Origin of the sequence: Nonomuraea turkmeniaca, assembly GCF_005889735.1 — a bacterium.
In the GTDB taxonomy this organism is placed as follows: Bacteria; Actinomycetota; Actinomycetes; order Streptosporangiales; family Streptosporangiaceae; genus Nonomuraea; species Nonomuraea turkmeniaca.
Genome location: NZ_VCKY01000107.1, coordinates 1 through 22,457 on the forward strand (window position 1 = coordinate 1; position 22,457 = coordinate 22,457).

Sequence of the window (22,457 nt, forward strand, 5' to 3'; positions counted from 1 at the left end):
GGCGTAGGGGGTGGGCGTCTGGATCTCGGTGACCGCCAACCCCTTGTCGCGCTGCAGCCATGCGCCGACCTCACCCGCGACCTTCACGACGGTGGCGCGGTCCCGTGTGGGTGTCCGTTGTCCAGGTTCGGTGACCTGGATCTTGAGCTGGTCGAGCAGAACAGACCGGAGCGAAGTCGCTGACAGGTAGGCGTGCCCGCGCTGCTCCTGGGGCGAAGGGGCGAGGCTGGGGTCGTACACGGTGCCCGACACCCCGAGTTGGAGCGGCTCCGCGCTTGGAGGCGTGACGGTCAGGTTGTCGCCGGGCGCCACGTCGAGCAGCCCGAGTGAGTCCTCGCCGATGAGGATCTCACCGGGCGCAGGCGGCCACCCGCTCTTCAGATCGAACTTGGCCATCCGCATCGGGTCGTCCGCCGCCGCCACGAACACCTGCAGCGGCACGCTCAGCGTCCGCCCGTTGACCGCGACCGCGGCGTCGAACTGGGTGCGCCCGGTCGCCTCCGCTACCCCCGGCCTCTGGCGTGCCTCCTCAGCGAGCACCGCCATTCTCGCGGGGTCGATGCCCCGGTCGAGCACGATGGTGGCCGAGGCCGGCTCGGTGCTCAGGTACGCGCCGCTCGTCTCCCTGCCGATCGAGGCCCACGCCGACAACATCCCGCCGAACACCGTCAGGCTGACCGCCAGCGCCGCCACCATCAGCGCGAACCTGGACCACGACGCCCGCAGGTCCCTGCGCACCTTGACCGCCATCAGCCCGCTCATCGTGCCACCACGCTCTCGTCGGCCACGACGCGGCCGTCCACCAGGGTGATCTCCCGCTTGACGATGGCTCTGATGTCGCGTTCGTGCGTGACCACCACGATGGTCCGCCCTTCGGCGTTCAGCCCCGCGAACACCTCCAGCACGGCATCAGCGGTATGCGAGTCGAGATTGCCCGTCGGCTCGTCGGCCAGCAGCAGCGGCGGGTCATTGGCCAGCGCCCGCGCGATGGCGGCACGCTGTTGCTGCCCGCCCGACAACATGGAGGGGAGCTTGTCGGCCTGGTCCCCGATGCCCACGCGCTCCAGCAGCTCACGCGCCCGATCTCGCCGCCGTACGGCCGGGATCTTGGCGGCGAAGTCCATCGGGAGCATCACGTTCTCGGCCACCGTCAACGTGGGGAGAAGCTGGAAGAACTGGAACACCAGCCCGACGTTGCGCCCCCGCCACTCCGCCAGCCCGGACTCCGACAGCGACCCCAGATCGGCGCCCGCCGCGACCACACTCCCCGAGGTGGGGCGGTCGATGCCGGCGAGCAGGTTCAGCAGCGTCGTCTTCCCGCTGCCCGAGCGGCCCACGACCGCGACGAACTCACCCTCCTCGATGCCGAGATCGAGATGGTCGACGGCGACGACCTCGTCAGCGCCGAGTGGATAGGTCTTGACGACGTCGCTGACCTGGATGGCAGACCCCACGATGAGACACCTCCGGTTCATCCATGACGGGGGATGGTGTGGCCGAGACCGCCACCGACGACGAGCATCATGACGACGAACAGCAGAATCAGGACGGCTGCCACAATCCCCGCCACCTTCATCCAGCGGGGGATGCCATCACGGGTTCCGGCCATGTGCCTGCGTCCCTTCCTCGGTTGATGGCCGCCAAGCTACGAGCACCGGGGGTGGAGCCGAAACGCCCTGGGAGATGACCTCTCCTGTCCACATCGCGTGGACGAGGCTCCCCGCTCAGGGGGACGCCGTACGGGAAGCACCGGCGTTACCCTAGGCGGTGCCATGTCATCGACGGCCACAGCCCGCTCCCGGGCACTCCTCGACACCGCGTTCGCCGCCGCCGTGTTCGTCGTCTCGCTGGCGCTGCTCGCCCACGGCGGGCCCACGCCCATCCGGACGAGCACCCAGGGGCTCGATGCGCTGGGCGTGGTGCTCGCGGCCTGCTCGGCGGCGCCGTTCGTGGTCTGGCGGCGTTTTCCGCTGACCGTCTTCGCGGTGACGGCTGGGGTCAGTGTGCTCCTGGCCGGGGCCGGCTACGCGGCCGATCTCGTGCTCGGGCCCATCGCCGCCCTCTACCTGCTCGCCGCCGACACCCTGTGGACGGTACGCACGGCGACTGTGGTGGCCGGGCTGCTCATGGCTTACCTTGGCGCGGCGGCGTACGCGCAGGAGGCTTTTCCCGGGGTGGGGCTGGTTCACACCGCCCTGCCGTGGGCGGTGGCGTGGTTCGCCGGTGAGCGGACCCGGCTGCGGCGGGAGCAGGTGGCCGAGCTGCGACGGCGGGCCGTGGACGCCGAGCGCGAGGCCGAACGGGAACGCCTGCGCGCCGCGAGCGAAACCGAACGGGAACGCCTGCGCGCCGCGAGAGAAACCGAACGGGAACGGCGCCTCGCCGTCGTGGAGGAACGCGCCCGCATCGCCCGCGACCTGCACGATTCGGCCGGACACGCGATCAGCCTCATCGCCGTCCGCGCCGGCGCCGCCCGGCTGCGCCACCACACGGACGGCGACCACTCGCTCCAGGCCTTGCAGGCGGTCGAAGACCTGGCCAGGCATACGGTCGCGGAGATCGACCAGCTCGTCGCCTCCCTGCGTGAGGACGAACCGGACACGGCCACCCCGCTGGGCCTGGCCTCATTCGACTCCTTGATCGCCCACCACACCGCGGCAGGGCTGCGAGCGGAGCTCGACATCAAGGGCTCGCCCCAGCCGCTCGGCAGCGTCGCCGACCAGGCCGCCTACCGCATCCTCCAGCAGGCACTCGCCAACGCCGCCCGCCACGGCACCGGAAACACACGCATCGAACTCGACTACACCGGCACCGAATTCGAGCTCACCGTCACGAACCCCACGCGCGCCGGCACGCCCCCGCGAGACGGCGGGCACGGGCTGATCGGCATGCGCGAGCGCGCCGCCCTGGCCGGCGGCAGCCTCGACGCGGGACGGGCGGACAGCGTCTTCCGGGTCCACGCCCGGCTTCCCTATGGGAGCCTGCCGGCATGACCCGCGTCCTGATCGCCGATGACGACCACCTGATGCGGGCCGGGCTGATCGAGCTGCTCACCGCCGACCCCGGAATCGAGATCGCCGGACAGGCGGCGACCGGGCGGGAAGCCGTCGAAAAGGCGCGCCTGCTCGCGCCCGAGGTCGTCCTCATGGACGTACGCATGCCGGACCTCGACGGGATCGCCGCCACCCGGCGACTCTCCCAGACCGCCCCAGAGGTGAAGATCCTCATCCTGACGACGTTCGAGCAGGACGACTACATCTTCGGCGCCCTGCGCGCCGGCGCCTCCGGATTCCTGCTCAAACGCGCCCGTCCCGAGGACCTGATCGCGGCCGTACACGCTGTCGCCGCCGGCGACTCGTTGCTGTCGCCGTCGGTCACCCGCCGCGTGATCACACGCCTGGCCCAGCAGCCCGCTCCCGATCTCGCCGGCCAGGCCAAGCTGGAGGCGCTCACACCCCGCGAACGGGAGACGCTCGAACTGCTCGCCCGCGGCCTGTCCAACCGCGAGATCGCGGCCGTGCTCGTCGTCGAGGAGTCGACGATCCGGACCCACGTCAAGCGCATCCTGATGAAGCTGGGCCTGCGCGACCGGGTCCAAGCGGTGATCTTCGCCTACGAGAGCGGCATCAACCGCCCACGCCGCAGCGAAGACCGTCCACGACCAGAGTGAGCACACGTTAGGAACTCCGCACCACGTAACCGGGCGCACTGGCGCCCGCCACCCACCAGCAGACCTGCCCTGACGGCTCAGTCGGACTGACCGGTCACGCCGCGCGGAGCCGGCGCACGTGCGCTGCTGGCGCGGAGGTCGCGAGGCGTACCGGCAGGTCGCGAAGCAAGAGGTGGAATGGGCTGCGCGGGATCTGTATGCGTGCGTTTCGCCGGCCGACCTTCTGCCTGCTTCGGGACGCAGGGCGGTCTCCCACGTCTGGAGGGCCGCGGGAATGACACCTTGGGCCTCGATGAGCGCGGTGCCCAAGCGGTCGGCCGCCCCTATGGCGAGCGAGGCACCGTAGCCTGCGTAGATCGGCATCAGCCAGGCGGCATCACCCAGCAGGACGACGCGCTGGTGGCTCCAGCGGTCGAGGGTGATCAGGCTGCCGCTGTCGAAGTGGATCGATTCGCTGCGGCGGAGCTGGTCGAGCAGTGCCGCCCACCTCCGGCTCCCGCTTCCCGGCCGCCCGGCGAAGCGCGCCCATCTGCGCTTTTCTGTCGGAGTGAGCCAGTAGCCTGCGTCGGTGTTCATGGGCAAGAGACGGCGGGAGTCGATCCCGGCCGAGGCGAGGACCCTGCTGTGGATCCGCGTGCTCAATCAGCTCGGCTCCTACGCCCTGGCTTTCCTCGCGGTCCTCACCGGTCCGGAGTTGGCGCCGGCGGCCCTGGCCGCCTTCGGGGTCGCGGCTCTCATTTCCCGCTGGGCGGGAGCTCTCCTGTTGGACCGGCTGCCGCCGCGAACCGTGCTTTCCCTCGGCCTGGGGTTGACGGGGCTGTCTTTGCTTCTTCTCGCCGCCGCACGGACGCCGCCGTACGTGCTGGGCGCCGTCGTCCTGGTGGGGCTGGCGTTCGAACTGTACGAACCTGCCACCCAGGAGTTCCTCGCCCGGCTTGCCACAGGAGCACGAAGGCAGCAGGTGTATGCCCTGCTCGGCGTCTCCCTGTCAGCGGCCGGGGCGGTGGCCGGCCTGCTCGCCGCAGTCCTGTTGCCGCTGGGGGCACGCTGGCTGGTGATCGCAGATGCCGTCACCTGCCTGGCGGCGGCCGGCATCGCCCTGCGTTTCCTGCCCCCAGGAGCACAACGAGACGCCAACCCAAGACGCCGCTGGCGTCCTCCCCTGCCGTTGCTCCGGCTGACGCTGGCGAGCACCGTGTTCGCGATCGGCTCCCTGGCCGTGATGATGTTCCTTCCCCTGGCCCTGCTCGAACGCGGCGCGCCCGCCTGGGCTCCCGGACTCACCCTCGCCGGCGCGGCCCTGCTCAGCCCGCTCGCCCTGTGGATGGGCGGACGGCAGCTCGCGAGCCGCGGGCACGGGATCGTGCTGGGCGCCGGCGCCGCACTGCTCGGCCTGCTCGCCTTGGCCATGGCCATCACAGACCGGACCTGGCCGACCGCAGCAGCCTATCTGGCGTCCACCGCCATCAACGGCCTGCTGCTCGGCCGCTGGCAGGCCCTGGTGGCCGACGCGGCTCCCGAACCCGAACGGCCGCGCTGGTTCGCCTTCCAGGGCTCCTCCTGGGGCGTCGCCCAGCCCGTGGTCCCCGGCCTTGTCGCCGTGTTCGGCTCGTTCGCCGGTGGCACCGGTGCGGGCGCGTTCTGGACTGCCGCCCTCGCCTTCCTCGTGGTGCCCCTCGTGCTCAGCTACTCCTGACCCAGCACCGCCCGCACGCCCGGCTCGACGGCCACGCGGAAGGCGGTATCCAGCTCAGCGGGTGACGCGCTGGTCTCGCCGTCCACCCACGCCCGCACCAGCCCCATGAACGCCCCCACCACGCAGACCACCAGCAGGTCGAGCGAGGACGAGGCCCGCGCACCGGCCGCGACCAGCTCGTCCCTGACGATGGCGGCGAGCAGGTGCTCGCCTCGCGTCTGTACCAGCCCACTACTGCGCCGCCCCATCAGCGCACGTACGAGCCGCCGTTGCTCGCGCATGTGCTCGAACATCGGCAGGCTGAACGCGAACAGGTCCCCGGACGGGGTAGCGGGTACGGGGTGGAGGAAGGCGAGCTCGTCGAGGTTGCTGAACAGCACGTCCTGCTTGTCGGTGAAGTGCGTGTAGAACGTGGATCGGCCCACATCCGCGCGGTTGATGATGTCCGTGACGGTCACCGCGTCATAGCTCTTCTCCAGGACCAGCTCCACGAGAGCCTCCTGGATCAGCCGCCGCGTGCGCTGGACCTGCCGATCTCCGGACACTTCCCCGCCTTCTGGTCGGTACTGGACACCACGGCCGATCTGCTCGTTGACCCTCCACCAGTATGAACGCAGTATTCATAACTGAACACATTGTCCGGGCATCGGGAAGCTAGACCAATGGGTCTCGGAAAGCTGCTGCACAACCACGAAGAGCACGCCGACGAAGGCGGCACCATCGATCATCCACGGGCATACGAGATCTTCGCCTCGATCGGCTTCCTCGGCGGCCGCCGCGCCGCCTTCACCCGCCTGGCCGCCACCGCCCGCCCGCGCGCCGGAGACCGTGTACTGGACGTCGGCTGCGGTACCGGCTACCTCACCCGGATCCTCGCCCCGGTCGTCGCCCCCAGCGGCCACGTCACCGGCCTCGACCCCTCCCCCGCGATGATCGACCACGCCACCCGGCATGCGCCGGGCAACTGCACCTACGTCGTCGGCACAGGGCAGGAGCTGCCGTTCCCTGATGGGTCGTTCGACCTGGTCGTCTCCAGCCTCGCCGTGCACCACATGCCCGCCGAGGCCCGGCCCCAGGCCCTGAGGCAGATGTTCCGGGTGCTGAGGCCGGGCGGACGGCTGGTCATTGCCGAGTTCCGGCCGCCGGCCAACCAACTGGCGCGGCATATCGTCGGTCTGCTCTCCGGGCCCGCCATGCGGCATGACCCCCGTGACCTTCTCGGCACCATGATTCCTGATGCCGGGTTCGCGGTGGAGTCCGAGGGCGACCTACCGTACTTGCTGTACTACGTCCGCGCGGCACGTCCGTAGAACGTCAGCAGGACGAGGCCGAAGCGGGAAGCGGAACGCATCGGCCATCCTCCAGCGGACGGATGCCGGTCCGTCGGTTGTCGCCATCGAACCAGGAGTGAGGTGCTCACTCTTTTGGCGTGGCCAGCTAGCCGTCCGAGCCCGCAGCCGACGGCGGTACCTCGACGACGAAGCACAGGAAGCTGAGCTTGTTCGAAAACTCATCGAAGTCGTCGGGGAACAACTCACGGGCGGCCGGGTCGGTCTTCGGCTCGCTGATGACAGCAAGGCGGAAGCCCGCGGCGGCGAAGGCATCAGTCATCGCCTGCAACGGCCTGCGCCAGAAGGTCATCGGGAAGGACTGCCCGTTGAACGTCCATTCGTCGGTATAGCTGGTGGTCGCGCGATAGCTGGGCCGAGGATCCTGGATCAGGTAGTCCACGAACGGGTGATGCACCGACGCGATCAGCCGGCCGCCGGGCCTGAGCACGCGCCGCATCTCGGCCAGCGTCGGCCCCCAGTCCTCCAGGTAGTGCAGCACCAGCGACGCGACCACGTCGTCGAACGCGCCGTCGGCGAACGGCAGCGGATCACGCACGTCGACCACGTGCAGGTCCGCGTCGTCACCGAGCCGCCGCCTGGCCACCGCCAGCATCCCGGCGCTGGCGTCGATGCCGGTGACGACGGCACCGCGCTCGCGTAGTTGAGCCGACAGGGGACCTGAGCCACAGCCGGCGTCCAGGATCCGGCGGCCGGTCACGTCTCCGGCGAGGGCGATGATCGCGGGCCGCGCAATATACGCGTTGATGAGGCTGTTCTCGGTCTCCGCCGAGTACGCCTCGGCGAAGCTGTCGTAGTCATTCACCTGGGCCGTCGGATCTGCAGGCTGGGTTGCGGTCGAAACCCAGGCAGGATGCATTGCCGCAACATTCCCGGGCACGTCGGTTGCACGTTCCATCGTCGCAGCCTAGCGAGTCTCGCATTTCTGGACTTTGTGGCAAAGTTTCACGATGCCCGAGGCAGTCAATCTGCTGGCCGGCACGGTGGCCTGCTGCTCGGTCTGATCCCCGGCTACCAGGGCAGCAGCACCGTGCCGATGCCGAGCGCGGCGCAGATGCCCAGGATCCGGAGCATCGGCCACTTCATCGCGAAGGTCATGACCAGCGCGGCCACGGTGATGGTCAGTGCGACGGGGTTCACCGTGCCGAGCTCGGGGAGCTGCATGGTGAACGGCCCCCACGCCCACGTGAAGACCTCGCCGAACAGGGTGTGCTCGGCGAAGTAGACCGCCAGATTGGCGATGACGCCAACCACCGAGGCGGTGATGCCGGTCAGCGCCGCGCTGATGGCGGTGTTGTGCCGCAGCCGCTCGACGTACGGTGCACCGAGGAAGATGAACAGGAAACACGGCACGAACGTGACCCAGGTCGTCAGCAGCGCCCCCAGCAGCGCCCCGGCCCACGGGGTCAGGACGCCGGGGTCTCGGTAGGCGCCGAGGAAGGCGACGAACTGCACCACCATGATGAGCGGGCCCGGCGTGGTCTCGGCCAATGCCAGACCGCGGACCATCTCCCCCGGGCTCAGCCAGCCGTAGACCTCTACGGCCCGCTGGGCGACGAACGCCAGCACCGCGTAGGCGCCGCCGAAGGTGACCAGGGCGGTGCCGGAGAAGAACAACCCCTGGGTGGTGAACACGCTGTCCGTACCGAGGAAGAGGGCCACCGCGGCCACGGGCAGCCACCAGGCGACCAGCCCCACGGCCAGGATCTTGCCGGTCGAGCGCCGGCTCGGCTGGGCATGGTGCAGGGTGTCGTCCGGGATCAGCGGCGCGGGGCCGCCGTCACCGCCGTGCCCGTTGCCGGTCTTGAAGACGTGCGGAGCCAGGCGATGGACCAGCCATCCGATGAAGGCCGCGGTGGCGACGACGATGGGGAACGGCACGCCGAACAGAGCCAGCGCGGCGAAGGCGGCCACAGCGAGGGCGACGAAGAAGGGGTGGCTGAGCGAGCGCTTCGCCACTCGGATGACGGCCTGCGCGACGATGGCCAGCACGGCCGGGCCGATCCCGGCGAACAACGCCGTCACCACCGTGGTGTCCTGCCACAGGATGTAGACGGCCGACAGGATCAGCAGCGCCAGCATGCCCGGCAGCACGAACAAGGTCCCGGCCACCAGCCCGCCGCGGGTGCCGTTGAGCAGCCAGCCGACGTAGATGGCGAGCTGCTGGGCCTCCGGCCCCGGCAAGAGCATGCAGTAGTTGAGCGCGTGGTTGAAGCGCTGCTGGCCGATCCAGCGTCTCTCCTCCACCAGGGTGCGCTGCATGACGGCGATCTGCCCGGCCGGGCCGCCGAACGTCTGCAGCGAAATCAGGAACCAGGCTCGCACGGCCTCCCTGAACGGGATCACATCGCGGGTCACTTCGGTGGTCATGTCGAACCTCATCAGGGGGAACGCTGCTCGGCGGGCAGGCGGACGGATCGGAAGATCCGCCACAGGGTCAGGTCATAGGCGGTCTTGGCGACCCCGGCGATCACGAACGGGAGCGCCAGGCCGAAGGGCAGGATCAGTCCGGCCAGGGCGGGTCCGGCCGGTCGGGTCAGGTAGCGGGCGGTATTGGTGACGGCCGCGGCCGCGGTCCGCTCCTCCTCGGGAACCAGTGCCATCACGTACGCCTGCCGGGTGGGCACGTCCATCTGCGACAGGCACGCCCGCGCCATCAGCAGCACGATCGCCCCTGGGAGGCCGGGCGCGAACGGGAGGGCGGCCAGCAGCAGGTTGGCCGGCAGATGGGTGAACACCATCGTGCGCAGCAGCCCGACCCGCGTCGCCACCACCGGCGCGGCCAGCAGGGAAGCCGTCTGCAGCACCCCGAGCGCGGCGAAGGTGACACCGATGGTCTGCGTGGTGGCCCCATAACGCAGGCTCAGCCAGTAGCCGATGTAGGCCTGCACCACGAAGCCCCCAGCCAGGCTGTCCACGGCGAACAGCCCGGCCAGCCGGGCCACCGGACCACGGGAGCGGGCCAGCATCCGGGTCCGCGGCAGGCCCGGCAGCACGGCGGGCACCTCCACACCGGCAGGCAGCCGAGTGGCCAGAACCAAGCCGGCCGTTCCCACAGTCGCCAGGACGCCGCCGAGCAGCCGCCGGTCCGCCGGCAGCGCCCCGAGCAGCGCCCCGGCCGTCCCGGCGCCGGCGGCGACCGCGTTGTACAGACCGAAACCCCGAACCAGCTCGCGCCGCGGACGCCCGGTGCTGGCCAGCATGACCTGCTCCAGCGTGGTGAACGGACCCGACTCGATCACCTCGACCGACAGCGCGCCGCTCATCGCCACCACCGCCAGCAGCCACGGCGGCGCCCCGAGCGCGATGACGGTCCCGGAGCACACCAGGGCGCCGTAGAGGGCGGCATACGCGCGGCGGCGGCCGACCCGATCACCCCACCTCGCCAGGGCCAGGCTGGAGACCAGCGTGCCGACCAGGACGGCCGCCAGCATCAGCCCCACCTCACCAGACGTGAGACCGTCGAGCCGCAGGATCACGCCCAGCTGGACGGCGGCGACCCCGTACCCGAGACCGCGCAGCGCCTGTGACGTCAGCACCAGTCCGACGACGCCCGCGCTGTCGGACGTCATGCCGGTTCCCGCCCCAGCAGCAGCGCCCGCCGGTGGAACTCGTACAGGCCGTCGAAGACCGGCGTGGTGATCTCCAGCACGCGCGCGTCGTCGCAGATCATCGACAGCCCGCGCAGGATCACGTCCACGCCGCGTGCCTCGGGCGCGTCGAACCGTTCGTCGTCGATGTCGGCCTCGTGCACGATCTCAGCGAGCTTCCACAACACCGGATCGTCGAGCTCGTAGCGGCGCAGAATGGTCTCGAAGCTGCAGTCGTGACCGTGGTGGGACAGCTCGGCCCCGCGCATGTCGAACGGGGTCGCGTCGGCGGGCACCCGTGCGGGATCGTCGACGAACACGAACTCAGGCTCAGGATCGATGTGCCGCCGGATCAGCCAGGCACACGCGGCCCGGTCGATGTGCACCCCCGCTCGCGTGGCCCACTTCATCGAGTGCCCTCCGCGACGACGGCCTCGGCCAATGCGCGCACGGCCCGCTGCGCCGTCTCCTTCTCCGCGGGCGGGAAGTAGTCGCGCCGCCCGATCCTGCGCAACTCGCTCTGCAGCCGCTTCACCGTCCGGCTGCGCTCACCCGGCCGCGCCGACGCCGCTGCCTCGGCCTGCACGATCACCGCACGGTACTCGGCCGCCCGCGCGCGCCGCATCTCCTCCGCGATGGCCTTCTCCTGCGCCATGCTGCCGGCGACGGCCAGCCACACCGTGGCCGTGCCCTCCATCTCGACGATCTCCTCGGCGATCCACTCCAATTGCTCGCGGGTACGGGCGTCGGCGGGCAACGCCACCAGCCCGTCCCCCAACCGCGCCACGCCGAGCCGGTCCAGCTTGCGCCAGATCGTGATCCGCAACGTCGACGGCTGGCGCGGAATCCGGTACGCCAGCAGCACCCACTGCCCCGCCGTCCCCGCCACTCCAGCCTCCATCCTGCAACCACCGTTACCGAAACCATGGTTGCATGGAATGTGCCGACACGTAAAGCGACACTCCCGGCTGGATGTGCACGGGGAGCCGAGGACCTCGCGGACCGTGATGCGGGAGGCCGGCACTTCTTCAGAGTCACCGACACGGCCGTGGAGGGCCGCCGGGTGGGCCGACAACCACGAGACCCCAGCGCCTCTAGCATGTGAAACTGGTCGGATGTGATTCCGGCAGGCGCACGTCCGGCGGGTGACCCGCTCAGCCGCCTACCGCGGGGCAGCGGGCAGGGTGATGTCAAAACGATCGAGAGCCGTGTCCAGGGGCGGCGGGCGTACAGGACACGGAGAAGATCGGTCGTGCGCACCCCTCAAGGATGGCCTGCCTCGGGTCAGTCGGATCGGGGTGATTCGAGGAAGTCGACGCAGCGGGCCAGCAGGTCGACCAGCGTCTTCCGCTCCTCGTCGGTGAACTGGGCGGCGAGTGCGCGTTCGAGGCGTACGGCCCGGGCGTCCGCGGCGGCCATAGCCTGCTCGCCCTTCGCGGTGAGCCGGGTCTCCAGGATGTTCTTGTGCCACTCGTGCCGGGTCCGCTCGATCAGGCCGAGCTCCTGGAGGTTCTTCAGCACGGTGTTCATGGTCGGCGGGGTCACCCCGCATGCCCTGGCCAGCGCGGCAGCCGAGATGCCGGGATTCTCCTCGAGACGGAGCAGCGCGGCGTACTGCGGCACGGTCAGCCCTGCGGGCTTGAGCACGGCGTTCTTGGCCGCGTTGAGCGCTTGCTCCGTGCGCTTGACGTGGGCTCCCAGGCGCTCGGAGAGGGGCATGGACGTCATCTCTGCATGATAGCGATCCGCACGAAACGGCCTTGACGAACATTAGAGCTCTAACTATTGCTCGTACGCATCGAATGCATAAGGCACTAACAGTTGGAGGATTCGTGTCGTCGTTCCGCACATCGCTCGTCACCGCCGGCACGGCGCTCGCCGCCGCGCTCACCGTGATCTGCGCCCCCGCGCAGGCGGCCGGCGCCCGGGTTTCCACCGCGCACGAGCTACCGGGTGACCGGGTCTATCCGGAGGGCATCACCGCCGACCCACGCACTGGCGACCTCTACGCGGGCTCGTACGCCAACGGCGCCGTCTTCAAGATGACCCCCGGCCGGCGGGTGGCCGAGACGTTCCTGCCGGCCGGCGCCGACGGGCGCGACACCGCCAATGGGCTGGAGGCCGACCGGGAGGGGCGGCTCTGGGTGACCGACTCCACCAGCGGGGTCTTCGTGTACGACCTGCGCAGCCGTGAGCTGCTGGCTCGCTTCGACGTCCCCGGGAGCGCTCCAAGGTTCGTCAACGACCTGGCCATCGCGCCCGACGGCGACGTGTACCTCACCGACAGCCTGCGCGCCGTGGTCTACCGGGTCACGTCCGAGCAGTTCGAGGAGGCCAAGGGCGGGATCGCCACGCTCGTCCCGTACGTCGATCTGAAGGGCGCACTCGACCCGCGCGCGGACGGCGGCTTCTCGCTCAACGGCATCGTCGCCGACCCGTCCGGCCGGTTCCTGCTGACCGCGGACATGGTCGGAGGCGATCTCTTCCGTCTCGACATCGCCTCCGGGGCCGTCCGGCGGGTCGCGCTGCGCGGCGGCGACATGCTCCACGCCGACGGGCTGGAACTGCGGCAGGGCACACTGTGGGTGGTCCACAACACCGACAACGCCATCAGCCGGTGGCACGTCGCCCGCGACGGCGCGTCGGCAGGCGTCGAGCGACGGCTGACCGACACCGCCCTGGAACTGCCCACCACGCTGGTACGCCGGCACGGCACGCTCTACGTCGTGCGCTCCCAGTTCGACAAGGGCGGCCCCTTGGGCGGCGAGGGCCGTCCGCGGATTCCGTTCACCATCGCCGCGGTGCGCGGGATGTGACCCGCCCCATTTCAGGAGCGGCCAGTCGTCTCCCGGCCGACGCGCCTATGAGGCCCGCTCCGTCGCCTCCATCGGAGGCGGCACGTCAAACGATCTTCTTCCGCAACCGCACGCTCACTCTGACGGAACAGCGACGGAAACGGAACAGCGACGGAACAGGGCGCTGATCGATCTCCAAAAGCATGCTTCGGAGATCGGACATCTTCAGCGAACCTGCAGGCCGGTGACCGCCCGGCCGATGATCAGCCGCTGGATCTCGCTCGTGCCCTCGAAGATGGTGAAGATCTTGGCGTCACGGTGGAAACGCTCCACCGGATGCTCCCTCGTATACCCCGCCCCGCCCAGGATCTGGATCGCCTGCTCCGTCACCCACACCGCCGTCTCCCCCGCCACCAGCTTCGACATCGATCCCTCCGCCTGCTCGAACTGGCGGCCGTTGCGGGCCATCCAGGCGGCCCGCCAGGTCAGCAGGCGGGCGACGTCCACGCGAGTGGCCATGTCGGCGAGGAGGAAGGCGATGGCCTGGTTCTCGCCGATCTTTCGGCCGAACTGCTCACGTTCGCTGGCGTAGTCCCTGGCGTACTCGAAGGCCGCCCGGGCGATGCCCACGGCCATGGCGGCGACGGACGGGCGGGTGGTCTCGAACGTCCGCATGGCGGCCTGGCCGCCGGCTCGTTCGCCGTTGCGTACGCGGGCCAGCCGCGCGTCGAGCTTCTCCTTGCCGCCGAGCAGGCAGGAGCCGGGGACGCGGACGTTGTCCAGGATCACCTCGGCCGTGTGCGAGGCGCGGATGCCGTGCTTGCGGAACTTCTGCCCCATGGACAGGCCGGGTGTGCCCGGCGGGATGACGAACGTGGCCTGGCCACGCGTGCCGAGGGATGGCTCTACTGAGGCGAGGACCACGTGGACGTCGGCGATGCCGCCGTTCGTGGCCCAGGTCTTGACGCCGTTCAGCACCCAGTCGCCTCTGTCCTGGACGGCGCGGGTGCGGATCGAGCCGATGTCGGAGCCGGCGTCGGGTTCGGAGGCACAGAAGGCGCCCAGCTTGACGTCGTTCTCGGAGCCGAACATCTGCGGGAGCCACTCCCCCATCTGCTCGGGTGTGCCGTTCGACGACAGGGCGGCGGCGGCGAGGCCGGTGCCGACGATGGACAGGCCGATGCCCGCGTCGCCCCAGAAGATCTCCTCGAACGCCACGGACAGCCCCAGCCCGCTCTCCTCGAACCACTGGGTGGCGAAGAAGTCGAGCGAGTACAGGCCGATCTTGGCGGCTTCCTGGATGATCGGCCACGGGGTCTCTTCGCGTTCGTCCCATTCGGCGCCCGCGGGGCGGATCACGTCGCGGGCGAACTCGTGCACCCAGTCGCGGACCTCGATCACGTCGTCACTGAGCTCCGGGCAGAACCCGCTCATGCGCTGCACTCCTAGAAATCGGCCACCGTTACCGCTGGTAACACCTTACCGGTCGGTAGCCTCCGCCGGAATGCCCCTTTTGGGGCGTCGCGGGTAAGCGCCCCGGACCACGCCGAGCGCCCAGCGCATGCGGGGCGCGGCCGTCTCCGGGTGCTCGCCGTACTCGCCGGCGAGCACGACCGCGCAGCCGCGCGTACCGCCGTGCCGGCGTACGGCGCGGCGGATGGCGGCGGCGACCTCGGCGTCGCTCGGTGCCGAGCCGGTAGGCAACTCGCTGCCGAACAGCGCCTCCGCGCGAGCCGCCGTCAGAAGATCCGTGGTGACCATGACGAATGCTCCTCCCTGCCGGACCTCCAGCATGCGGGGAGGGGTTGGAGGCGGCATTGGAATCGCCGCTGGACCGCATCAGCCGGGTACGGTGATCATGGGTGGACGTTCCGAGATCTGGATGTCGCGGTTGAGGATGTCGTGCCCGGCCGAGCCGCGCCGGAACTGGGCCAGGCGGACGGATGGTTCATGGAACGCCTGGATTTTGCCTTGACGTTGCAGGCGCGACCACGCGGCCAGCATGATCTGGGACGCCATGCCGCCGAGCGCCTCGGTCGACTGCGGTGCGTGCTCCCGCGAGCCCAGGTCCACCTGGGCGAACGCGTCCAGCCCGGCCAGGTCGAGCAGGTCGATGAGGAGACCGAGCTCGACGCCGTATCCGGTGAGGAACGGCACACGTTCGAGGGCGGAGCGGCGGCCGGCGTACTCGCCGGCCAGCGGCTGCACGAAACCGGCCAGCTGCGGCCAGTGCAGGTTGATGAGCGGGCGCGCGACCAGCTCGGTGACCCGGCCGCCACCGTTCGGCGCGCCGTTCAGCGGGCGGTCGTAGCAGCCCTTGACGTAGCCGACGGTGGGATCGGCGAGTAGTGGGCCGAGCACCCCGCAGATCAGTGAGGAGCGGAATCCCCTGATGTCGGCGTCGACGAACACCAGGGCGTCACCGCTGGTGACGGCGAGTGACTTCCACAGGGCCTCGCCCTTGCCGTCCAGCGGTTCGAGCTCCGGCAGGATCTCGTCCTGGGCGTGCACCCGGGCTCCGGCGCGCGCGGCCACCCGCGCGGTGTCGTCGCAGGAGCGTGAGTCGATGACCACGATCTCGTCGACGAGCCCGTCCAGCTCGCGCCGGATGACGCCGACGATCTCGCCGATGGTCTCTCGTTCGTCGCGGGCCGGGAGCACCACGCTGACGATGGTGTCCCCTTTGGCGGCCACCAGGTCCCGGACCGGCCAGTCCCCGGCGGACGAAGTACGGCGCCGCAACCATCCGGACACTTCTGGAAGCATGCGACACCTCCCCCCGAGTCCCCCAACTCCTCCCAATTCCCGCCAGCTGGCAACTTATGTGCTGGCCGTGTGGCGCTCCAGGAAGGTGTACACGTCCGCCTCGTCCACGCCGGGGAACGATCCGGGCGGCAGCGCGGCCAGGACGTGGGAGTTGGCGCGGGCCGACGGCCAGGCGTACCCCTCCCAGCGATTGGCCAGCTCGGCGGGCGGCCGGCGGCAGCAGTCGCCGCTGGGGCAGTTGGACTTGGTGCGGCTGGTGGTCTCACGGCCACGGAACCACCGCGACTCCTTGTACGGCACCCCCAGCGTGATGGCGAAGTCCCGCTCCCGCGACGGATCCACGTGCGCCACGCAGAAATAGGTCCCGGTGGGCGAGTCGGAGTACTGGTAGTAGACGGAGAACCGGTCGGGCGAGGCGAACACCTGCCGCCCCGACCACTGCAGACACATCCGCTGCCCCTCGATGGCGCCCTGCTCGTCGGCGGGGAACTCGATGCCGTCGTTCTCGTACGCCTTGTAGATGGTGCCCCCGGCGTCGTTGCGCACGAAGTGGCAGACGAGACCCAGGTGGTGGGTGGCGAGGTTGGTGAAGCGGTGCGCGGCCATCTCGTAGGACACCGCGAAGACATCCCGCAGGTCCTCCACCGACAGCGCCCGGTCGGCCTTGGCCTCCTGCAGGTAGAGCGTGGCGGCCCGCTCGGGGACGAGCACGGCGGCGGCGAAGTAGTTGGCCTCGGTGCGCTGGCGCAGGAAGTCGGCGAAGTCGCGCGGCTTGTCGTGGCCGAGCGCCAGATGGCCGAGCGTCTGGAGCAGGATCGTGCGCGGGGTGTGCATGCCGAGCTGCTCGTGCTTGACGTAGATGCGGCGGTTGCGCAGGTCGGTGATGGAGCGCACGGAGCGGGGCAGGTCCTGCGCGGTGTGCACGGTGTAGCCGAAGTGCGTGACCAGGCTCTGGATCGTGCTCTGGGACAATGCGCCGGTACGGTAGCCGACCGCGTCGAGCGCCTTGGCGGCGGCCTGCTCGATGTCGGGGAAGTAGTTGCCCACCTCGCGCTGGCGGCGCCGCAGCTCGGCGTTGGCCGCCCTGGCCTCCTCGGGGGTGGCGGTGCCGCGAGTCTGCCGGGCGCGCAACTCGCCGTACAGGCCGAGGATGTGCTCCAGGACGTCGTTGGGCACGCGGGCGGAGACCTTCAGCCGCGGCAGGCCGAGGCCGGCGTAGACGGGGTCGCGCTGCGCCTCCTCCAGCGCGATCTCGAGCTGGGCGCGGCGGTTGGGCGGCTGGCGGCGCAGCAGCTCCTCGACCGGCACGCCGAGCGCGGACGCCAGCGCCTTGAGCAGCGAGAGTTTGGGCTCGCGCTTGCCGTTCTCCAGCAGCGACAGCTGGCTCGGCGCCCTGCTGACGCGCGAGCCCAGGTCGGACAGGGTCATGCCGCGCTGTTTGCGCAGGTGGCGCAGGCGCTGGCCAAACGCGATGAGATCCAGCTCTTGCGTCAAAGACAGCGGTTCTTCACCTAGCAAGGGCGCCATGAGCAGATCTTAGACAGAAATTCGATCCATCTTCCAGCCTCCGACGGCACATCGTCCGCAAGGAGGCGATTGGTCTAGGCCAACGGTAAAACTCGCAATTTCTTCTGCTTCAAATACCGGCCAGTAATGGACAGATCGAGAATTTTCGCGAATCTTCTCACCGGTTCAGCCTGTTAGGCGGCCTCTCCCGGGCACAAGACTCGGCGTAAGCACCCAGGGGACGACACAAGGAGTGAACAATGATCGATCGCCTCAAGGGAGCTGCTGAGCAGCTGCGGGACGAGTGGGAGAACGATCCTCGCTGGCAGGACGTCGAGCGCACCTACAGCGCGGAAGACGTGATCAGGTTGCGCGGCAGCGTCCAGGAGGAGCACACGCTGGCCCGGCTCGGCGCCGAGCGGCTGTGGAACCTCCTGCACACCGAGGACTACGTCCACGCCCTCGGCGCGCTGACCGGCAACCAGGCCGTGCAGCAGGTGCAGGCCGGCCTGAAGGCGATCTACCTGTCGGGCTGGCAGGTCGCGGCGGACGCGAACCTGGGCGGGCAGACGTACCCGGACCAGAGCCTGTACCCGGCCAACTCCGTGCCCGCCGTCGTGCGCCGCATCAACAACGCGCTGCTGCGCGCCGACCAGATCACCTGGTCGGAGGGCATTGAGGCGCCGCACTGGCTGGCGCCGATCGTGGCCGACGCCGAGGCCGGGTTCGGCGGCGTGCTGAACGCGTTCGAGCTGATGAAGGGCATGATCGCGGCGGGCGCCGCGGGCGTGCACTGGGAGGACCAGCTCGCCTCCGAGAAGAAGTGCGGCCACCTGGGCGGCAAGGTGCTGATCCCGACCGGCCAGCACATCAAGACGCTCAACGCCGCCCGCCTCGCCGCCGACGTCTGCGGCGTCCCCTCACTGATCATCGCGCGGACCGACGCCCAGGCCGCGACGCTCCTGACCAGTGACGTGGACCCGCGCGACCAGCAGTTCACCACCGGCGAGCGCACCGCGGAGGGCTTCTACCGGGTCAGGAACGGCATCCAGGCGTGCGTCGCGCGCGGCCTGGCCTACGCGCCGTACTCCGACCTGCTCTGGATGGAGACCGGCACGCCCGACCTGGACGTGGCGCGCGAGTTCGCCGAGGCGATCAAGGCCGAGTACCCGGACCAGATGCTCGCCTACAACTGCTCGCCGTCGTTCAACTGGAAGAAGCACCTGGACGACTCCACGATCGCCAAGTTCCAGCGGGAGCTCGGGCACATGGGGTACACGTTCCAGTTCATCACGCTCGCCGGGTTCCACTCGCTGAACTACGGCATGTACGACCTGGCCCAGGGATACGCGTCCGACGGCATGACGGCGTACGTGGAGCTGCAGGAGGCCGAGTTCGCCGCCGAGGCACGCGGCTACACCGCGACGCGCCACCAGCGCGAGGTCGGCACCGGCTACTTCGACCTGGTCAGCACGGCCGTGGCGCCCGACTCCTCGACCACCGCGCTCAAGGGCTCGACGGAAGAGGAGCAGTTCGCCCACTGAACCCCTGATCTCGCCGGCCACCTCCAGGGCATGGGATGGTTCCCCCGGCGACGGCCGCGCCAGTCTCCCCCAGCGACTGGCGCGGCCTTTCAGCGCCCTGAGACGGTGGTCAGCGCGGGAAGACGGCGGCGAGTTCGGGGATGCGGACGCGGTAGCCGTCGAGCAGCCGGCGGGCCGTCGTCACCGAGTCGACCAGCGGGTGCAGCGCGAACGCCGCCACCGCCAGATGCGACGAGCCGGTCAGCGCGGCCTCGATGGCCGTCTGCTCCACCGCCTTCACCTGCTGGACCAAGCCCAGGAAGCGGCCGGGGAGCGGGCGGGTGGCCAGGGGCCGGACGCCGGCGCCGGTCACCATGCACGGGATCTCCACGACGGCGTCCTCGGGCAGGCCGGGCACCGCGGAGCCGTTGCGCACGTTGAGGATCATGGTGGCGGGCTCGCCGCGGGCGATGGCGGCCATGAGGGCCAGCGCGATGCCCTCGTACCCGCCCGCCTCCAGGTCGGCGGCGTCCCGCTCGCCGGCGTCGGTGGCGTCGCGGGCCTCGGCCATGTAGGTGGCGTCGCGCTGCCTGCGTGCCCTGAGCCACTCCGCGAGCGCCTCGCCGGGCCGGGCGCGCACGGCCGCGTAGAAGGCGTCCTGCTGGCCCAGCAGGGACTCGCCCCGGGTCGGCCCGGAGATCGCGGCGACGGCCTCGCGGGTGAAGTAGTAGTAGTAGAGGTATTCGTTGGGCAGGGCTCCCAGCGTGCGCACCCACTCGGGCCCGAAGATGCGGGCCTCCTCGACCTGCCGCAGCGCCGCGTCGTCGGCGAGCAGGCCGGGCAGCACGTCGGTGCCCTGGTGGACGAGGCCACGCAGCCAGCCGAGGTGGTTGAGGCCGACGTAGTCGGGCGACACGCGGGCCGGGTCGAGCCCGAGCGCGGCGGCGGCCCGCCGGATCAGCCCGATCGGCGAGTCGCAGATGCCGATCACCCGGTCGCCGAGCACCCGCCGCATGGCCTCGGTGATCATGCCGGCGGGGTTGGTGAAGTTGACGACCCAGGCCCGGGGCGCGAGCGCGGCCACCCGCTCGGCCACGTGGACCGCGACCGGGATGGTGCGCAGGCCGTACGCGATGCCGCCGGGACCTGTCGTCTCCTGGCCGAGCAGGCCCAGGTCCAAGGCGACCCGCTCGTCCGCGGTGCGCCCGGACAGGCCGCCGACGCGGATGGCCGAGAAGACGAAGTGCGCGTCGCGGATCGCGGCGTCCAGCTCGGTGGTGGTGCGCACGGCGGGCGGGTCGTCGTGCCCGGCGGCGAGCTGGCGCAGCACGTTCTCCATGGCCTCCAGCCGCTCGGCCGACACGTCGTACAGCACCACCTCTGTGACGCGCGGTTTTGCCGGATCGCGCAGGAGCGCGCCGTACACGAGCGGCACTCGGAAGCCCCCGCCTCCGAGGACGGCGAGTCTCATCCGCACCCCTTCACGTGAGCAGCACCTCGGCGCCGGCGGCCGCGCAGTTGCGCAGCGTGGCCGCGTCGGCGCCCTCGTTCGTCACGATCACGTCGATGTCCTCGGGCCCGCACACCCGCAGCGCGCCGGTGCCGGGGAACTTGTGCCGGTCCACGAGCAGCACCACCTGCCGCGCCGCGGAGATCATCGCGCGTTTGAGCGGCACCTCGGCGAGCGTGGTGTCGACGAGCTGCCCGTCCGGCCGCACGCCGCTGGCGCCCAGGAACACGCGGTCGGCGACCACCTGGCTCAGCGCCGCCTCGGTCAGCACCCCGATCAGCGAGTGATAGGTCCGGCGCAGCATGCCGCCGAGCAGCAGCAGCTCCACCGCCGGGTCGGTGCGGAGCACGTCGAGCACGGCGAGGCTGGAGGTGACCACGGTGACGCGGCGGCCCCGCAGCCGCCTGGCCAGCCGCATCGTGGTCGTCCCGATGTCGAGCAGGATCACGTCCCCGTCGGCGACCAGCTGCGCGGCCCGCGCGGCCACGGTCTCCTTGTCCTGCTCGTCGACCACCTCGACCGCGGCGAAGGGCCGATCGGCGTCGGCGTCCACGCCGGCCAGGGCACCGCCGCGGACCCGCCGCAGCGTCCCGTCGCGGTCGAGCACCTCGAGATCTCTGCGGATGGTCGACGGGCTCACGCCGAGCTGGCTGGCGAGATCGCGAACGCTCGTGGCGCCTGAGAACCGGACGCGGCGCATGATCTCGGCATGCCTGAGGCGCTGAAGCACGGCGCGAGTGTATCAGTCAATTTCACGCACAAGTAAGCATCTTTGCCCAAACACACGCGCAACAGCACTTGAAGTGTGCGAGTAAACGTGCAAGATTGCGCACATCTCGGTGTGTCGAGGAGGACCCATTCCCGTGTCTGTCCAGGCGTACGACCCTCTGGCCGACGAGCGGACCCCCGAGGGCCCGCAGTTCGACGTGTTCCTGGCCGGGACGGTCTTCCTGGACATCATCTTCACCGGCCTGCCCGCGATGCCCGCGGCCGGCACGGAGATCTGGGCCGAGGGCATGGGCTCGTGCCCCGGCGGCATCGCCAACCTCGCCATCGCGACCAGCCGGCTGGGGCTGCGCACGTCGCTCGCTGCGGCGTTCGGCGACGACGACTACGGCGACTTCTGCTGGCGCACGCTGGAGGAGCAGGAGTCGGTCGACCTGTCCAGGTCGCGGCGCTTCGAGCACTGGCACTCGCCGGTGACGGTCTCCATGGCCGTGGCCCGCGACCGCAGCATGGTGACGCACGGCCATCCCGCGCCCATGCCGACGTCCGAGATGATCGGCAAGCCGCCCTGCTCCAAGGCCGTGATCGTGACGCTCTCCCCGGAGGAGCCGCTCGGCGCGCCCGGCAGCTCGTGCAACTGGGCCGAGCTGGCGCACCGCGACGGGGCGCTGATCTTCGCGGACGTGGGCTGGGACCCGTCGGGCCACTGGCCGTCCTCGGTGCTGGAGCAGCTGTCGCTGTGCCACGCGTTCCTGCCGAACGCGACCGAGGCGATGGCCTACACCCGCACCGACACGCCCCGCGACGCGTTGTACGCGATCGCCGACCACGTGCCGGTGGCCGTGGTGACCGACGGGGCCAACGGCGCCATGGCGATCGACTCGACGACGGGTGAGGAGGCGTTCGTGCCCGCGCCGCGGGTGACGGCGCTCGACCCGACGGGTGCGGGCGACGTCTTCGGGGCGGGGTTCGTGCTCGGCACCCTGTGCGGCTGGCCGCTGTCCGACCGGCTGGCGTTCGCCGAGGTGTGCGCCGCGCTGGCGGTGCAGCAGTTCGGCGGGTCGCTGGCCGCCCCGGGCTGGGGGGACATCGCGGACTGGTGGCACGAGGTGCGGGAGGCGGCCCGGCACAGCGGCGCCTACGGCAGCTCGCTCGCCCGCCGTTATGCCTTCCTCGACCGGCTGGTGCCCACCGTCCCGGTCGGCGCGGTGCGCCGCGCCGTCGCCACCATCGCCCGCTACGCCGACGTCGGCATGGCCCCCCAGACGCCCCCTGCCGAAGGCGAGGACCCGGACGCGCCTCGCGTGCCTGCGCAGAAGGAGTAAC

The 22,457-nt window shown here is 70.4% G+C and carries 23 protein-coding genes; 7 read left to right on the top strand and 16 right to left on the bottom strand.

All coding sequences use genetic code 11. The features are described 5' to 3' along the window. The 3 genes from ETD86_RS28305 to ETD86_RS55480 form a co-directional block, all read right to left on the bottom strand. Window positions 1-762: hypothetical protein (locus tag ETD86_RS28305; protein WP_138669207.1), on the bottom strand; the 762-nt coding region annotated here is incomplete at its 3' end. Continuing rightward, a complete protein-coding gene (locus ETD86_RS28310) occupies window positions 759-1,454 on the bottom strand; it encodes an ABC transporter ATP-binding protein (RefSeq protein WP_246148329.1) in 696 nt (231 codons plus the stop codon). The genes ETD86_RS28310 and ETD86_RS28305, both read right to left, overlap by 4 nt. 17 nt (window positions 1,455-1,471) lie before the next feature. Further along, the gene (locus ETD86_RS55480; protein ID WP_170223317.1) at window positions 1,472-1,609 is read right to left on the bottom strand and encodes a hypothetical protein; all 138 of its coding nucleotides are present in this window, start codon (window positions 1,607-1,609) and stop codon (window positions 1,472-1,474) included. Between the two features lie 163 nt (window positions 1,610-1,772). On the opposite strand from ETD86_RS55480, the gene ETD86_RS28315 reads away from it, so the two are divergent. The 3 genes from ETD86_RS28315 (at window position 1,773) to ETD86_RS28325 (ending at window position 5,366) form a co-directional block, all read left to right on the top strand. Then, the gene (locus tag ETD86_RS28315) at window positions 1,773-2,993 is read left to right on the top strand and encodes a sensor histidine kinase (RefSeq protein ID WP_138669209.1); all 1,221 of its coding nucleotides are present in this window, start codon (window positions 1,773-1,775) and stop codon (window positions 2,991-2,993) included. Further along, window positions 2,990-3,670, top strand: coding sequence for a response regulator (locus ETD86_RS28320; RefSeq protein WP_138669210.1), 681 nt, complete (start codon window positions 2,990-2,992; stop codon window positions 3,668-3,670). The genes ETD86_RS28315 and ETD86_RS28320 overlap by 4 nt, the downstream gene beginning before the upstream one ends. A 574-nt stretch (window positions 3,671-4,244) precedes the next feature. Beyond that, window positions 4,245-5,366, top strand: coding sequence for an MFS transporter (locus ETD86_RS28325; protein WP_246148344.1), 1,122 nt, complete (start codon window positions 4,245-4,247; stop codon window positions 5,364-5,366). Here ETD86_RS28325 and ETD86_RS28330 read toward each other — a convergent pair. Next, complete coding sequence (locus tag ETD86_RS28330; RefSeq protein ID WP_211370370.1) at window positions 5,357-5,911, bottom strand: TetR/AcrR family transcriptional regulator; 555 nt, start codon at window positions 5,909-5,911, stop codon at window positions 5,357-5,359. The genes ETD86_RS28325 and ETD86_RS28330 overlap by 10 nt on opposite strands. Window positions 5,912-6,028: 117 nt before the next feature. Here ETD86_RS28330 and ETD86_RS28335 point away from each other — a divergent pair, with 117 nt between their 5' ends. Then, window positions 6,029-6,676, top strand: a complete 648-nt coding sequence (locus ETD86_RS28335; RefSeq protein WP_138669213.1) for a class I SAM-dependent methyltransferase — start codon at window positions 6,029-6,031, stop codon at window positions 6,674-6,676. 127 nt (window positions 6,677-6,803) lie between these two features. Here ETD86_RS28335 and ETD86_RS28340 read toward each other — a convergent pair whose 3' ends face one another. From ETD86_RS28340 to ETD86_RS28365, 6 genes are all read right to left on the bottom strand, one after another. Next, window positions 6,804-7,574, bottom strand: coding sequence for a class I SAM-dependent methyltransferase (locus ETD86_RS28340; protein WP_211370375.1), 771 nt, complete (start codon window positions 7,572-7,574; stop codon window positions 6,804-6,806). Between the two features lie 152 nt (window positions 7,575-7,726). Then, window positions 7,727-9,085, bottom strand: a complete 1,359-nt coding sequence (gene chrA / locus ETD86_RS28345) for a chromate efflux transporter (protein ID WP_138669215.1) — start codon at window positions 9,083-9,085, stop codon at window positions 7,727-7,729. Between the two features lie 11 nt (window positions 9,086-9,096). Continuing rightward, window positions 9,097-10,287 (bottom strand): MFS transporter, encoded by a 1,191-nt coding sequence (locus tag ETD86_RS28350; RefSeq protein WP_138669216.1) that lies wholly within the window; start codon window positions 10,285-10,287, stop codon window positions 9,097-9,099. Beyond that, complete coding sequence (locus tag ETD86_RS28355) at window positions 10,284-10,715, bottom strand: chromate resistance protein ChrB domain-containing protein (RefSeq protein WP_138669217.1); 432 nt, start codon at window positions 10,713-10,715, stop codon at window positions 10,284-10,286. Before ETD86_RS28355 ends, ETD86_RS28350 begins: the two co-directional genes overlap by 4 nt. After that, window positions 10,712-11,206 (bottom strand): Chromate resistance protein ChrB, encoded by a 495-nt coding sequence (locus ETD86_RS28360; RefSeq protein WP_138669218.1) that lies wholly within the window; start codon window positions 11,204-11,206, stop codon window positions 10,712-10,714. Before ETD86_RS28360 ends, ETD86_RS28355 begins: the two co-directional genes overlap by 4 nt. 383 nt (window positions 11,207-11,589) lie before the next feature. Next, complete coding sequence (locus tag ETD86_RS28365) at window positions 11,590-12,033, bottom strand: MarR family winged helix-turn-helix transcriptional regulator (RefSeq protein WP_211370371.1); 444 nt, start codon at window positions 12,031-12,033, stop codon at window positions 11,590-11,592. A gap of 104 nt (window positions 12,034-12,137) precedes the next feature. Between ETD86_RS28365 and ETD86_RS28370 the strand changes: the two genes are divergently transcribed. Further along, window positions 12,138-13,121 carry an SMP-30/gluconolactonase/LRE family protein gene (locus tag ETD86_RS28370; protein ID WP_211370372.1) on the top strand — a complete coding sequence of 328 codons (984 nt, stop codon included), beginning with the start codon at window positions 12,138-12,140 and terminating at the stop codon, window positions 13,119-13,121. Window positions 13,122-13,325: 204 nt separating this feature from the next. Here the strand turns inward: ETD86_RS28370 and ETD86_RS28375 are convergent, their stop codons facing one another. From ETD86_RS28375 to ETD86_RS28390, 4 genes are all read right to left on the bottom strand, one after another. Continuing rightward, complete coding sequence (locus tag ETD86_RS28375; protein WP_138669220.1) at window positions 13,326-14,534, bottom strand: acyl-CoA dehydrogenase family protein; 1,209 nt, start codon at window positions 14,532-14,534, stop codon at window positions 13,326-13,328. Between the two features lie 45 nt (window positions 14,535-14,579). Further along, window positions 14,580-14,861 carry a hypothetical protein gene (locus ETD86_RS28380; RefSeq protein ID WP_138669221.1) on the bottom strand — a complete coding sequence of 94 codons (282 nt, stop codon included), beginning with the start codon at window positions 14,859-14,861 and terminating at the stop codon, window positions 14,580-14,582. A 78-nt stretch (window positions 14,862-14,939) separates the two neighbouring features. Further along, window positions 14,940-15,866, bottom strand: coding sequence for a glucosyl-3-phosphoglycerate synthase (locus ETD86_RS28385; RefSeq protein WP_138669222.1), 927 nt, complete (start codon window positions 15,864-15,866; stop codon window positions 14,940-14,942). 54 nt (window positions 15,867-15,920) lie between these two features. Next, the gene (locus ETD86_RS28390) at window positions 15,921-17,360 is read right to left on the bottom strand and encodes a helix-turn-helix transcriptional regulator (RefSeq protein ID WP_138669223.1); all 1,440 of its coding nucleotides are present in this window, start codon (window positions 17,358-17,360) and stop codon (window positions 15,921-15,923) included. Between the two features lie 272 nt (window positions 17,361-17,632). Here ETD86_RS28390 and aceA point away from each other — a divergent pair, with 272 nt between their 5' ends. Further along, a complete protein-coding gene (gene aceA, locus ETD86_RS28395; RefSeq protein ID WP_138669224.1) occupies window positions 17,633-18,916 on the top strand; it encodes an isocitrate lyase in 1,284 nt (427 codons plus the stop codon). Window positions 18,917-19,025: 109 nt separating this feature from the next. Here aceA and ETD86_RS28400 read toward each other — a convergent pair whose 3' ends face one another. Next, the gene (locus ETD86_RS28400; protein WP_138669225.1) at window positions 19,026-20,366 is read right to left on the bottom strand and encodes a 6-phospho-beta-glucosidase; all 1,341 of its coding nucleotides are present in this window, start codon (window positions 20,364-20,366) and stop codon (window positions 19,026-19,028) included. A gap of 10 nt (window positions 20,367-20,376) precedes the next feature. Then, a complete protein-coding gene (locus tag ETD86_RS28405) occupies window positions 20,377-21,135 on the bottom strand; it encodes a DeoR/GlpR family DNA-binding transcription regulator (protein WP_138669226.1) in 759 nt (252 codons plus the stop codon). 133 nt (window positions 21,136-21,268) lie between these two features. Between ETD86_RS28405 and ETD86_RS28410 the strand changes: the two genes are divergently transcribed. Beyond that, a complete protein-coding gene (locus tag ETD86_RS28410) occupies window positions 21,269-22,456 on the top strand; it encodes a carbohydrate kinase family protein (RefSeq protein WP_246148331.1) in 1,188 nt (395 codons plus the stop codon). The last annotated feature ends 1 nt before the right edge of the window (window position 22,457 follow it).